The sequence below is a fragment of the Thiocapsa marina 5811 genome, from assembly GCF_000223985.1.
Lineage (GTDB): Bacteria > Pseudomonadota > Gammaproteobacteria > Chromatiales > Chromatiaceae > Thiocapsa > Thiocapsa marina.
Genome location: NZ_AFWV01000006.1, coordinates 1 through 13,054, shown reverse-complemented (window position 1 = coordinate 13,054; position 13,054 = coordinate 1). Strand labels below are relative to the sequence as shown.

The following is a 13,054-nucleotide window of genomic DNA, read 5'->3' as shown; positions in this document are numbered from 1 at the left end:
GATTCGGACGACTTTCGATGCCGCCGAGGGCGACGACCGGACCGAATCACGGCGTGATCGCACACGAAAAGTGAGAAATTGGTGGCGCCAAACCATAGCCACCCGTGCGGCCACCCCGGAAGCACGCCTTTCCGGCTTTTCGATGGGGCGCGAGAAGCGAGGTCAGGGGCTGCTCGGCAGTGCCGCGGCCGTCCGAAGACGGCGCAACACCTCGATAAACAGATCCTGCGCCGTGAAGCTCTCGGAGAAGGCGATCCAGACCCGGCGCACACTGACGCGGATGTGGGCACCGAGCTTGAGCAGACGCGTGCGGATGGTGCCGCATTGAGCCTTGGCCAGCTCGGTCTCTTGGAGTGCGTTTCGGGCGTCTTGGGCGATGACCGATCCTCGCCGCATTGAGCCTTGGCCAGCTCGGTCTCTTGGAGTCCCAGACGACGCATGGCACACAAGATGATGAAAAGGCGAAGGAGCTGGAGGATTTAGGCGAAGGAGCTGAAGTAGAGCCGGATCTGGTTGGCCAGCAGGGTATGGGTGCTGGTGCGGTCGGCGAACAGGTCGAGCTGTTGCTCCTTGATCCGATTCTCCATCTCGCCTCGGGCGCAGTAGAGATCTTCGTAGAGGGTCCGTGCATCGGCCCCCACGCGGCCGAGCGAGGTGACCACGTAGCGCGGATTGGCCCCCTTGGCGAGATGCTCGGCCTTGACCACGACCCGGCGCGCGCGGCTCCAACTGTCGCGCGTGCGGTCGTTGAATTCATCGAACACCCGGCTGGCCCGTTCCGCCTCGAGGAAGCGCTGTTGGGGCCGGCAACGGGCCTTGAGGCTCAGGGCATTGAGTCGATCGTTCTTGGCCAGGCCAAGGACGAAGTCGATGTGGTTGGTCTCGCACCAGGGCATGATCTCCTCGCGGCAGAAGCCCGAATCCCCCCGAATGATGATCTGCACCTCGGGCCAGCGTTGGCGCAGCTGAGTCACGATCGGGGTGAGTTCCTTGAGACTGCCTTTGGAGGCGTCGATGTTGGACGGGCGCAGGCGCGCGCACAACAGCTCCTCGCCCCAGAAGATGTACAGGGGCAGATAACAGTAGTGACCGTAGTAGCCGTGGAAGAACCGCCCTTCCTGGTTGCCGTGTAACGGGTCATCGGTCGCATCGAGATCGAGCCGGACTTGCTTGGGCGCTTCGCCGTGGGATTCCAGGGCACGGCTCACCATCAACGCATCGATCCCGGCAAAGTCGGCCGCGATCTTCTTGTAACGTGAGCCGCTGTCGGCATCCAACCGGGTTAACTCAAGGCGATTGAGCGTGCTCGAGCTGGCCAATGCCTTGCCCCGACCCTGCGCCTTGAGCCGGCCGGCGCCGGTCGGATCAAGCTTGCCCACCGCTGCCGCCAACAAGGGGTCCAGACGCAGGCGGTCATGATCGTTGAGATCCTCGTAGCCCAGCGCCAGGGCAAACACGCGCTGCCCGATCAACTCGCGCACCGTGTGCTCGATCAACTCCGGGTCGCGATGGTCGACGAACTGTTCGGCCAATCGCTCGATTATCCGGGTCTTCGCCTCCACTTCGCTCAGCAGCATCACCCCGCCATCGGAGCTGATCGTTCCACCGTCGAAACGTCCGACGACCGTCCGGCGGCCAAGGCCGTGAAACTCAAGCTGTTCGACGTTACACTCCGTCATCCAAAGCCCCTCGTCGCTCTGGTCATAACTGATTGGTTGCACGCCCGTTATGCCAGACCGAGGGGGCCTTGCTCAACCCCCTGGTGAGATTTCCGGGCTGGTTGAGTTGGCAAAACCTGAAAACAGAAGTAAACGTCGGGGTCACAACTGCACATTGGAGGAGACTTCAAATGAAACGCGCGTGCCGGGCTGGTCTGTCCGGTATTGCGAGTGCGCGAGCTTGAATTCAGGGGTCTTGCTGGGCCCTGTTCGTATTCTGGGGCAATTTCCGCACTTGAAACTTACCGCTACGGGTGCGCGGGGTCCCGTAGAGCGGGAATCACTTACCTCCTTAGCTTGGGCGGCTGATATAATGAACGAAGTCCTTCGGTTGAATCTCGGGAGCAACGGTGTCCGGAAAACCGAGCTTGGGTGGCCACAGACTGCCGCTGCCCGAGCGTCTCATAGGGCCATGGTTGCGGCGGCGGGCTTCTCCGCTCGTTTTGCTATTCCTCACCGGGGAGCACGGACAGCCCGGCAGGGCTAAAAAAGCTCGAAAATAGCAGCAAAAAAGACGCGACAAAAGGATTAAAATGGGGGTTGCTCTGGTGTGCTGCAAAACCGCCAAAAGGCATGACCCCAATGATTCTCGGACGACTCGCTAGTTAGATGCATCGCCCTACCGACAAGACTGTTTTCGCCGAACTGCTCTTCCCCGTCGAGCGATTACTCGCGCGAATGCGCAGTGCTCAAGGGCCGGGGGCGGACTCTGAGCATGAGCGATTTCATCGCCCTCTAGGCGCTGCGCCATTTCCAGGGCATGGGCGCCCTGCGCGAGCAGGTGCAGACGTTGCTGCATTTGGATCCTGCCCTGGGCGCGCGCGTGCCTCTCGCCTGCTCGACCTGGTCGGATGCGCTGTGCTCGGCGGCGCGCCTGGGCGTGCTCAGGGAGACGCTTCCGGCCCTGGTGGCGGACGCCGTCGCAGTGCTGCCGGATCGCTTGGCCGACATCCCGGGTCTGGGCACGCGCCCCGCGCGGGCCATCGATGGCACCTACCAGGCGAGAGCGCGCATTTTCGCCGCTGTACACCCAAGCAGGGTCGAGAGGGCAACCCCACGGGCTATACCCTGTTGAGCTTCTACCACCTGCGCTTGGGGGTCACCGAAGATGTCCAGGTCGAGACGCGCAGTCGCCACGAGACGGCGACTCTGCGCGACTACGACCGCTCCCCCGGGGCCCTTACCCGCGAGCGCTACACCCTGTTCCTGGTCGATCGCGCCTTCATCGATGCCCGCTTTTGGGATGCCAAGAAGGCCGCGGGGGCGATCACGATCATCACCCGCATGAAAGCGAGCCTGCGCATCGACTCCACGGAAGGTCTCGGCGTCGATGCCGACCCCCTCAACGCCGGCGTGCAGCGCGATCTGCGCGTGATGCTCGCCAGTTCTCCCGAGTCTTGGCGCTTGATCACCTACCGCACCCGCCGCGGCCATGTCGTGGAGTTCCTCACCAACGTCAAGTGAAGAAAGAAGAGCGCCGAATACCAATGAACGATCGGGGGATGGACTGATCCAAATTTGGGGGTCAATGGAATGGGAGCTGTTCACGATTAATAGCGGAATACTCCGCATGAGGCAATATCATGATTATCAGTCACGCTCACAAATATGTCTTCGTCGAGCTACCTTTGACCGCATCGACTGCGATAAGTCGCGAATTACGTCAGAATTATGAAGGCGCGCTACACCTTTATAAGCATGCCACGTATCAGGATTTCCTGAGACATGCGAGTATCAACGAGAAGAATTACTTTGTGTTTGGTGGCATACGCAATCCACTTGACAAGGCTGTTAGTCACTACTATAAGTATAAGACGGACCATAAAACAGCGTTTTCATCACCACGTCGTCCGCCTCTAAAGAAAAGATTGTCGTTTATTGCAGATACATCGCACCAACGCAAGAGGTATCAGTTTATAAGAAATAGAGCGGCCGATTTCCCATCGTATTTCAATGCCTTCTATAGGGCTCCATACAGTGATTGGAGCATTCTTTCACATAAACGCTTCGACTCGGTTATTCGCTTTGAGCGTCTTCAGCAGGATTTCGCCCACACGATAGCGAAACTAGGTATTCCGTTGGCTCGACAATTGCCTATGCAGAACAAGACTAACGAGAGGCGGACGGACTTCGTTTCGTACTACACTCCAGAAATCATTCCGCGAGCGCAGAAGGTATTTTCGCCTTACATGCGTTATTGGGAATACGATTTTCCGCCAGAATGGGATAAATATGAAGACACGCTTGGGAATCTTATTTATTATCACGCACTAAATTTTCCGCGAATTCTATACTGGAAATATCTCAGGAATAAATTTTAGTAACGGTTTACAACAAGCTGAACGCGTTACAGAAGTTTCCGGGTTCTGGCGCGGGCAGGCGTCAGTAGTACTTGGGAAGACTGGGATTTCGAAAGGGTTTGCGCGAATCTAGGCAAACCCCCTCAAAATACCGGCTCTCTTGCGTTTGGTGTGGGAAGCCGTCCAGGCGCGCTACGGAGCGGCCGTGCAGCAGTGGCTCGACGGCGAGGACACCGATCCGGATCCGGGCCCGCAGCCCGACGCCCTCACCCAACTGGACCCTTTCGAGAACGACTTCGACGATCCGCTGCCCTTCTGACTGACCCTCGCCCGGCGGGTCGCCATCCGCCGGGCACCCTCCACTCAGGCGCCCGACCCAGGCGGGTCAATCACCGCCGCGAAGCACTCCACACACCGCCTTCGCGCTCCTCGGGCTTCTCGCACTCCTCCACCTGCCGACACTGCGCCACCGGGGTGATCAGTGCGGGAAAGCCGCGAGCATTCCGCGCGAATCAATTCGTGAACCGGCCGGTGAAATAAAGTGGGTGACAACAATCTTACTCTCCTCCCAGGTTTTACTTGGCGCAACGAAATTACGAACGAGGCTATCTCCCACCGTCTCACTCAAAGTGGAGTTCTAAGTTCGTTGGTGGCGGTAGACGAACCATGCTCCCAGGAGGAGTTTTTTTAATCCTCGCACCTTCTTGCCGCAGCATGGTAATAGTGTCATCGAACGACCATGCGCGCCCCTCGCCGGGGTTCCAGGTCATGAAGTGAGCGCCTAATAGATCGATAGCGTAGTTGAGACTCTCAAGCGGGCTTGCGACGTCCATCGACGGAATTTGAGCGCTCATCGTAATCGGGGCAATGCCCATATACTGCGTGTAGTATTTCCCAAACGCATTATCCAGCGCACCAACTGTCCCGTCGGGCAGATTCGCGCGGTCTACCGCCAACGCATCCGGCCCGCCAAATCCGCTACCTTGCGCAACAAGGGCAGCCATTATTTCGTCGGCCCCCGCCTCTGTTAAGCCACCCCGCCAATTAACCCACTGTGAGAAAAGCGTCTTCTTCAGCCCCGTAACGGCGATAGAGTGGATCGTTCTATACCCGTCACGCAACGCATCCGCAGAAAAACCGTCTTGGAACTGCGCTCCTACCAATGCGGTCTCTTCAGTGTTGACGTAGGAGAGGGTCTGATCATCGTCGAATTCGTCTCCAATGGAGGCAGCCAACTTACCAACCCGTTCAGCGACAGAAGGGACCCAGTATTTCGGCATGTACTTTGCGACACCGGCTTGAGTCTCGGCGTACTTATAGATTCCGCCTTCATAGATTGGATCTGTCGTGATATAGTCGGGGACAGGACTGCCGTGATCTGCGTCGTGGGCGCGGTCCAAAATTGTGATGATAAGTTTTTTCCCGTCTCTGACCGCTGTTGCAATATCTTGCCTTATCATTGAAAAGTCATAGACATCTTTTTCAGGCTCCAAGACTCGCCACTTATAGCGGACATGGTAGCCGGTAAAATCCGGATTGTCTTTGGCTTTCTCAATCATATACGGGGCGATTGGCGCTACGCCTTTAACTCCATTGGCATAAACGTAATGCCCGGGAAACCACTTCTTGTCTACGGATTGATCGGCATGGACGGGCAAAGCAACTAACGTTGAACAGACCACCCCATAAAGCAGACTTCTTAGCGCAAACAATATTTTCATACCTTACCTCGGCAAGTATGCTTAGGTCTAAACGAAACAGCTCGATTAGACTTTTCAGGGAGCACTGCGGCTCCGTTAATCGCGGGCAAGGAACCTGCTCTTGCCTGCGCCGTTATATTATACGTCTCGCGTGAACATTTTCGGCCATTTGCATCAGATCATCCACCCGATCCTCACGGTGGTCTTGCACCTCCGTTGCAGTTCTGCGTAATGCCCAGTGACGCTCTGCGCAGCGTGCTCCGTTGGTTGGGCGTACGGACGAGGCCATCGTTCCAGTATCCCACCCTGTCATTCTTATTCGTAACCGTGATGTTAGTTGGGGTTAGCGCCATTCGAAGTAGACAGTGAGAGGAGTTTACGTCACCGAGTGAACGTTGTTTGGGACGGCTGTCACATTGCGCTCGCCATCCCTTTGCCAGCGTGTCCTCAACGCGCCTAACCGGCTCTGTTCATTGTCCCAGCCACCGCCCTGAGCCCACGACCCGCATTATAGGGTGGTTTCGGCGGACGGGGTCGGCGGCGTCGCAGGCGCGGCGGCAAGGTCACACGCAGGAGAAGTTGCTCGAACAGCGCGGGCTGTGTCCATCCGAGGAAGCGTTCGGCGGCGGTCGTGCCGTCGGCGCGTCGGATGTGAAAGTTGTGCTGTCCACTCGGGCAAGCGCGCGCGATACGGCAAAACCTAGGCAAACGCCTGGAGAAGACGCGCATAGTCCCGATCGGTCAAGCGCCAGAAGGTGTCATCCAGGTCCTCAAGCGCCGTGGCGCAGGCAGCGTGCAGCGCCTCGCACAACGCCGCACGCGTGTCATAGTGGGTTCCGATCAGGGCACACAGGGGTTCGATACGCCGCTTGTCCCACGCCATGCGCACCCGACTGCGTCCAGGTGCAGCAGGAGGGCCAAACCCCACCGACAGTACCAATTCAGCACGTTGGTGGAGGCGGGGGCACCCAGCGGCAGGTACCCTGCCAACGGTCGCAGCACCCAACTGACCCCGCGACAACCGAAGCTGGCGCGCAGGTAAGACTGCAGACTGATTTGCATGACCTCCAGGGGGCAATGGTGGTTGGCAAGATGCGTCGGGGCCAGCGCCGTGGGCGGCTCCTCGCCACTGTCCTTGTCGGTTTTACCCCGGATGCGGCGCTCGCCGGTGCCCGGCCCTCAGCCACCAACACCCGCGTTTTCCAGTAGGCACGGCGGTCCTCTGAGTCGCGAACGCGCACCTGCGCCGCGCGCAAGCGCTTCGGCCGCTCCAGTGCCGTGGCTCTCCAGCGGTCGAGCGCGTCGCAAAACGGACGGACCAGCCGGAACATGAGAGTCTTCACATCATTCAAGCGCGTCGAACCTCAGATCGGATGCCTGCCACGTTGGGCGCAGCGGCGTGCTAGCAGAGCAAAGACGTTCATACAGTTAAGCGCGCTTCTTTAGGTCGGCTATCCGTTCTGTCCGCTAAACACTAATTCTGCATGAGCGACCGGGCCTCGATCATCGGTTGGTCCAAAACGGGGTATTTTGGTAGGCGATCAAGCGCCCTGAAGGAGTGGCAGGAGCGCCGGGAAGGCGTACCCTTGGAAGTGCAAACTGACCGAGGGAAATGCCGTTGTCCGATGCTCCCGCCTGTGTCGACTCTAGTGCAGATCGACGCCCCACGCCAATCCATGATCGCTTGGATCGCGCCAAGCATCGGCATGCGGTGGCGCAAGCCCGGCAGGATGGACAGAGTCAACGCGCGGCGGTCATCGGCGCCGGCGTGGCGCGCAGCACCCTGCGTCACTGGAACGCGTCCCCTGCGCCATTGGCGCCGGCGGCGCTGTCGGCTTTCGTCGAGACCCCCGAGGGCGTGGTGTGGCTGCGCCGGATCCTGGTTGCCGCACACTGGAGCATCGGCGAGCAGGGCGGCGCGGGCGTGCGCGTGGTCTGCGACTTTCTCGAGCGCAGTGGGCTGTCGGCGTTCATCGGCGCCTCCTACGGCACGCAGCAGGCATTCCAGACTGAACTGGAGGAGCGGATCGTCACCGCTGCCGCCGAACTGCGCGGGACGCTGGCCCAAGCCATGCCTCATCGCCTGCTGAGCATCGCCGAAGATGAGACGTGGAAAGACGGCATGCGTTTGGTGGGCATCGATCTGGTGCGCATTCCACGCCATTCGGCCACCTGTTCCACCGACATCCGGCCGGCGATTCCACCGGCATTCGGCCACCCGTTCCACGGCCATTCGGCCGGGGCAGTCGGAGCGAAGCGACGCAGGTGGGTCATTGTTACTCGGCGGGTACGCTCGGCGTCAACGTCCGGGCGTGGCGTTTGCGCATCGACTCGCCTTTGAGGGTGATCCGGTAGGCGTTGTGGACCAGCCGGTCGAGGATCGCGTCGGCCAGGGTGGGATCCCCGATCAGGTCATGCCAATGCTCGACCGGCAGCTGGCTGGTGATGAGGGTGGCGCGCTGGCCGTGGCGGTCGTCGAGCAGTTCGAGCAGGTCGCGCCGGGCCTCGGCGTCCAGGCCCATGAGCCCCCAGTCGTCGAGCAGCAGCAGGTCGGTCTTGGCGAAGCTACGCATGAGCTTGGGGAAGCCGCCGTCGGCATGAGCGAGGCGCAACTCCTCGAACAGACGCGGGGCACGCAGATAGCGGGTGGTGAAACCCTGGCGGCAGGCCTGCTGGGCCAGTGCGCACGCCAGCCACGTCTTCCCCACGCCGGTCGGGCCGAGGACCAGGCAATTGAGACCCTCGCGGATCCATTGGCCGGTGGCCAGTTGGGTGACGAGGCCGCGATCCAGACCGCGCGGGGTGGTGTAGTCGAGGTCTTCCAGGCAGGCGCTGTGCTTGAGCTTGGCCTGGCGCAGACGGGTCTGCAGGCGGCGATCCTCGCGCAGGGTCAGCTCTCTGTCCACGAGCAGGCCGAGGCGCTCCTCGAAGCTCAGGGTGTGGATCTCTGGCAGGTCGAGCTGTTCGCGCAGGGCGGTGGACATGCCGGTGAGGCGCAGCTGTTGGAGCTTGTCCAGAGTGGGATGATGCAGCATGGGTGTCTGACTCCTCTGTTGTGGCGTGACGGTCAGTGGAAATAGCCCGGACCACGCAGGTGGTCGTGGGCGACGGGTAGATCCAGGCTCTGCTGTTCGGGGAGGGCTTGGCGGTCGAGGCCGCGTTGCAGCATCGATTCGATGCTTTTGTAGCGGCAGGCGTTCAGACGCAACGCCCGCGCACAGGCGGCCTCCAGGCGGTCGTTGCCGTAACGCTCGCCCAGGCGCAGGATCCCCAGACAGGAGCGGAAGCCCTGCTGGGGATGCGGACGGTTGGCCATGATGTGGCCGATGACCCCGGCGGTGGCCGGTCCGGTCTTTTCGGCCCAACGCACCAGGCGTTCCGGGGTCCACTCGGCGAACTCCCGATGGGCCTTGGGCATGTGCTCGGGGACGGTGGTGTGGCGACCCTTCAGCGGCGAGCGCACGTGGCTGGCGATGCGTTGGCGGTGGTGGAAGCATTCGACCGTGTGCTCGGTGAGGCGCACGTCCAGGGCCTGCTTCACCAGGGTGTAGGGCACCGAGTAGTAGTGCCCGTCGACCTCGACGTGATAGTCGATGTTCACCCGCACCCGCTTCCAGGTGGCGTAGACGTAAGGGGTCAGGGGGAGCGGGCGCAGTGCCGGACGATCGATCGTCTCGAAGGCCGTGCGGCGCGAACCGGGCAATTTCTTGAAGGGCCGCTGATTGAGCCGTTCCAGCAGGCCGCCGATCGCCGTGTTCAACGCGCTCAGGCTGAAGAAGCTTTGGTGGCGCAGCGCCGCCAGGATCCAGCGCTCGACGATCTGCACCCCGGTTTCCGCCTTGGCCTTGTCGCGCGGCTTGCGCACCCGCGCCGGCACGACCGCGACACCGTAGTGGTTGGCCAGCTCCAGATAGGTGGGATTGAGATCCGGCTCGTAGCGATGCGCCTTGCTCACGCCGCTGCGCAGATTGTCCGGGACCAGAATCGCTGGAGCCCCATCGAAGTAGGCGAAGGCCCGCACATGCGAGCCGATCCAGTCGGACAGGCCTTGCGACCAGGTCGCCTCGGCATAGGTGTAGTTGGAAGCCCCGAGCACCGCCACGAAGATCTGTGCGGTGCGGATCTCCCCGCTGGCCGGATCGACGACCTCCACCGTGTGCCCGGCATAGTCGACGAAGAGCTTCTCCCCGGCGCGGTGGGTCTGGCGCATCACCACGTCGAGCGACCCGCTCCAGGCCTCGTAGCGCTTGCAGAACCAGCTGTAGCCGAAGCCCTCGGGATGGGCGGCCCGGTATTCCTCCCACAACAGCATCAGCGTCACGCCCGGACGGCGCAGTTCCTGATGGACCACCGCCCAGTCCGGCACCACGCGGGTGTCGCCCGGCACCGCCGGTGGCGGCGGAAACAGCCGCCGCTCCAGCTCCCGATCGCTCAAGGCCTCGGGCAAGGGCCAACTCAGTCCCGAGACGGCAAAGCGCCGTTCGTACTCCCCGACGCTGCTGCGCGACACCTGCAGGCTCGCCGCGATCTGCCGGTGCGACAAACCGCCCTCGAACCGCAGGCGCAAATACTCACGAATCTTACGCATGGACAAACGCTCCATCTCGACCCCTCGCTTCGAAAAAGGGGTCGATCCTAGTGGATCGTGGTCCTGCGTCGCCCCCTGCCCGGGGGTGGCCGAATGGCCGTGGAATCAGTGGCCGGATCGCCGTGGAACGGGTGGCCGAATCAGCGTGGAATCAGTGGCCGAATGCCCGTGGAATGGGTGGCCGAATGGGCGTGGAATACGCAATCTGGTCTCGAACTTCATCCTGCTCGAGCAGAGGAGCGATGAGCGCTCGGCGGCGGCCTGGACACAGGCGCTCGAGGGTGGACTCGAGGGTCTGAATGTCACGGTGGTGCAAGGCACCAGTGATGAGGCCAAGGGATTGTTGGCGCATGTCGAGCGTGATCTGGACGCACACCATTCCACGGACCTGTTCCATCTGCAGCATGCGGTGAGCCAGGCGATGAGTCTGTCGCTGAAGCGCGCCGAGCAACAGGCCGAGACGGCGGAGGCCGAGGCGAAGGCGCGCTGGCAAGACGAATGCGCCGCCGAGCAGGCCTACCATCGGCGCCGCCACGGCCCCGGGCGCCCGCCGGCATTCGCTGCGCGCATCGATGAGGCGCTGAGCGCCTCCGTCCAAGCCAGCCTCGCGCGCGAGCAGGCCCACGCGCACCGCGCCGAGGCCAAAGCCCTGATCGGTGCTTTCGGCGAGGTCGATCATCCCTACGAGATCCAACAGGGACAGGCGCAAACCCCCGAGCAGTTGGAGGCGCGTCTGGGGACGCTCTTTACGCGCCTGGAGGCGATCGCCGAGGAGGCGGATCTGTCCGAGCGCCTGCGTGCACATCTGGCCAAGGCGAAGCGCTTGACCCACAGCCTCGTCGCCACGCTGGCCTTCTTCTTCATGATGGTCAACACCTGGGTACAGGCCCTGGACCTGGCACCGGCGATCGAGCAGGCGATGCTTGACGACCTGATCCCGGCGCTCTATCTGGAGCGCGTCGCCGCACGCAGCACCCGCGCCGAGCCGCGTCATCGACTCCGAGCCCTGAGTGCGCAGCGCCTCGCCCCGCTGCAGCAGCTCTCGCACCCGATCCAGTCGCTGGATCCGCAGACCCGTCACCATCTCGAGCAGGTCGCCGGGGAGTGTGCCGATCTGTTCCAGCGCAGCAGCTCGTGTGTCGAGGGGCGCAACGGCTTCCTCGCGCTCTATCAGCATGGGCATCATCGCCTCGGCCCGAGCAAGCAGCAGGTCTTGACCGCGCTGCACAACTTTGCGATCAAGCGGCCCGACGGCACCACGGCCGCCGAGCGCTTCTTCGCTCAGCCCCACCCCTCCTTGTTCGAGCAGGTGCTCGAACGCATGCCTTGGCCCGCCCGACCGGCGCGACGACGACCGCGCCAGGCGAGGCAACCGTACCTCGTCCCTGTGGCGGCCTAGCAACACTGGACCAATCGATGATCAAGGCCAGCGACCGAAAACGGTTTTTGGCACAAACTGAACTAACTAGTTACGGCCCCGCCAAGAAGCGACCGTATCCATGGCTGACCACCTCCTGCACCATCTCCTCGTAGTTCAGCACTCTCTCGTTCAGATGAGCACCTGAGAGCCTCTTCAGTGGCGACACAAGCTCGATCGCTGACTCCACACCAAGGAATTCAAGTATTCGACGCGACGATTCTGATCGGGAGTTAACAAAATCCTCATAAGTCTGATCAAGACAGCGAAGACCCTTGACGGCGGACCTCCAGCGAATCTTTTCTCGCTCCACTTTTCTCATCTCAAGGATAAGCGTTGGTATGTTGACCGTCTGAGACCTGGGTTGATATTGCTCCACTGCGTGATACGTCTTACTCGCTCGAGCGAACTGACGTGAAATACAAATATCAAGTGTGTTTTCCCGCACAAGATGAATTACACGAACACCGTAATCACGAATATAGTCAAAAACCATTGGAAACTTATACGGCCGATATCCCATTTGGCCATACATAATTTTGAATCCACGCGCCCCCGCCAACGTATCGTCATATAGGCGATCCAGATATGAGTACACCAGACGACGCCTATGAAGTAACTCGGAGATTCGAGAAAGTTTTTTCTCCGATACGAAATCCCGAAACGAGTCTCCCTGGGAGTAAGACGGCAGAAACAATTCTCCGCGACATGATATTTCGGGGTGGCTATCGAGGGCTGTTCGTAACAGTGTGGAACCACTGCGCTGAGTACTCAGAACAACAAAACTTGCATAATTCATTTAGAGAGTCTCCTAAAGTCACGGTTCCTCGGCAACGCTGGGGTTTAAATCATTAATATCCACTCGGGCGGTAATGGATCCACGCCGATGATCCCGCTCTAGTTGCTGGATTTGATCGAGCGTTGCCATTTTATTTCGATGGACGGCCGAAACGAGCTTATCCCCTGAGGCAGTCCCAGGAAACTTACTATCTTATCTTATCTTATCATAACCTTGAATATCATTATTGGTACGGAATGAAACATGCGCGGGAGATCGTTGTCCCTGGAAAGCGGCAAAACCCACCAAGAGACCTACCGTGCATGTCGGAAACATCTTACACCGCTGCCTCGATGCGTTGCTGCAATCCATTCACCGCTCACATCTGAGTACGGCCACCTTCCCTGATGTTTCTTCCCCCTTAAATCGTCATCTTTCATGAGGGAGAGCGGTGTGCCTCCCTCGGGGTGCTTGAACAACAGCACCCGTCGGGAGAGTCTCTTGTTTGCGAAGACAAAGAGACTCCATCAGTGTGCCACGCCGTCCTTGAAAG

12 protein-coding genes and 1 pseudogene are annotated in these 13,054 nt (G+C 60.5%); 6 read left to right on the top strand and 7 right to left on the bottom strand.

From position 1 onward, the window contains the following. Positions 1-162: 162 nt before the first annotated feature. A pseudogene (locus THIMADRAFT_RS09535) lies at positions 163-1,679 on the bottom strand (IS1380 family transposase). A gap of 829 nt (positions 1,680-2,508) precedes the next feature. Between THIMADRAFT_RS09535 and THIMADRAFT_RS09530 the strand changes: the two are divergent. From THIMADRAFT_RS09530 to THIMADRAFT_RS27875, 4 genes are all read left to right on the top strand, one after another. Continuing rightward, on the top strand, positions 2,509-2,793 hold the full coding sequence (locus THIMADRAFT_RS09530; protein WP_139052778.1) for a hypothetical protein: 285 nt from the start codon (positions 2,509-2,511) through the stop codon (positions 2,791-2,793). Then, the gene (locus THIMADRAFT_RS09525; protein ID WP_007192813.1) at positions 2,790-3,182 is read left to right on the top strand and encodes a hypothetical protein; all 393 of its coding nucleotides are present in this window, start codon (positions 2,790-2,792) and stop codon (positions 3,180-3,182) included. Before THIMADRAFT_RS09530 ends, THIMADRAFT_RS09525 begins: the two co-directional genes overlap by 4 nt. A gap of 119 nt (positions 3,183-3,301) precedes the next feature. Beyond that, positions 3,302-4,039, top strand: a complete 738-nt coding sequence (locus THIMADRAFT_RS26590; RefSeq protein WP_007192812.1) for a hypothetical protein — start codon at positions 3,302-3,304, stop codon at positions 4,037-4,039. A gap of 148 nt (positions 4,040-4,187) precedes the next feature. Then, positions 4,188-4,337 carry a hypothetical protein gene (locus tag THIMADRAFT_RS27875; protein ID WP_007192811.1) on the top strand — a complete coding sequence of 50 codons (150 nt, stop codon included), beginning with the start codon at positions 4,188-4,190 and terminating at the stop codon, positions 4,335-4,337. 301 nt (positions 4,338-4,638) lie between these two features. Here the strand turns inward: THIMADRAFT_RS27875 and THIMADRAFT_RS24675 are convergent, their stop codons facing one another. The 3 genes from THIMADRAFT_RS24675 to THIMADRAFT_RS09515 form a co-directional block, all read right to left on the bottom strand. Further along, complete coding sequence (locus THIMADRAFT_RS24675) at positions 4,639-5,739, bottom strand: hypothetical protein (RefSeq protein ID WP_007192810.1); 1,101 nt, start codon at positions 5,737-5,739, stop codon at positions 4,639-4,641. A 435-nt stretch (positions 5,740-6,174) separates the two neighbouring features. Beyond that, on the bottom strand, positions 6,175-6,447 hold the full coding sequence (locus THIMADRAFT_RS27870) for a DUF6399 domain-containing protein (RefSeq protein WP_233490221.1): 273 nt from the start codon (positions 6,445-6,447) through the stop codon (positions 6,175-6,177). Further along, positions 6,419-6,601 (bottom strand): hypothetical protein, encoded by a 183-nt coding sequence (locus tag THIMADRAFT_RS09515; protein ID WP_007192809.1) that lies wholly within the window; start codon positions 6,599-6,601, stop codon positions 6,419-6,421. Before THIMADRAFT_RS09515 ends, THIMADRAFT_RS27870 begins: the two co-directional genes overlap by 29 nt. 801 nt (positions 6,602-7,402) lie before the next feature. On the opposite strand from THIMADRAFT_RS09515, the gene THIMADRAFT_RS27075 reads away from it, so the two are divergent. Beyond that, positions 7,403-8,059, top strand: coding sequence for a hypothetical protein (locus tag THIMADRAFT_RS27075; RefSeq protein WP_040730801.1), 657 nt, complete (start codon positions 7,403-7,405; stop codon positions 8,057-8,059). Here the strand turns inward: THIMADRAFT_RS27075 and istB are convergent. Next, entirely contained in the window at positions 7,995-8,753 is a 759-nt protein-coding gene (gene istB, locus THIMADRAFT_RS09505) for an IS21-like element helper ATPase IstB (protein ID WP_007192806.1), read from the bottom strand. The genes THIMADRAFT_RS27075 and istB overlap by 65 nt on opposite strands. 32 nt (positions 8,754-8,785) lie before the next feature. Beyond that, positions 8,786-10,321: an IS21 family transposase gene (gene istA, locus THIMADRAFT_RS09500; protein ID WP_007192805.1), complete on the bottom strand. Its 1,536-nt coding sequence runs from the start codon at positions 10,319-10,321 to the stop codon at positions 8,786-8,788. 130 nt (positions 10,322-10,451) lie between these two features. Between istA and THIMADRAFT_RS09495 the strand changes: the two genes are divergently transcribed. After that, positions 10,452-11,705, top strand: coding sequence for a DUF6399 domain-containing protein (locus tag THIMADRAFT_RS09495; RefSeq protein ID WP_007192804.1), 1,254 nt, complete (start codon positions 10,452-10,454; stop codon positions 11,703-11,705). A 70-nt stretch (positions 11,706-11,775) separates the two neighbouring features. Here THIMADRAFT_RS09495 and THIMADRAFT_RS26580 read toward each other — a convergent pair whose 3' ends face one another. Beyond that, positions 11,776-12,522 carry a sulfotransferase family protein gene (locus tag THIMADRAFT_RS26580; RefSeq protein ID WP_007192803.1) on the bottom strand — a complete coding sequence of 249 codons (747 nt, stop codon included), beginning with the start codon at positions 12,520-12,522 and terminating at the stop codon, positions 11,776-11,778. Between the last annotated feature and the right edge of the window lie 532 nt (positions 12,523-13,054).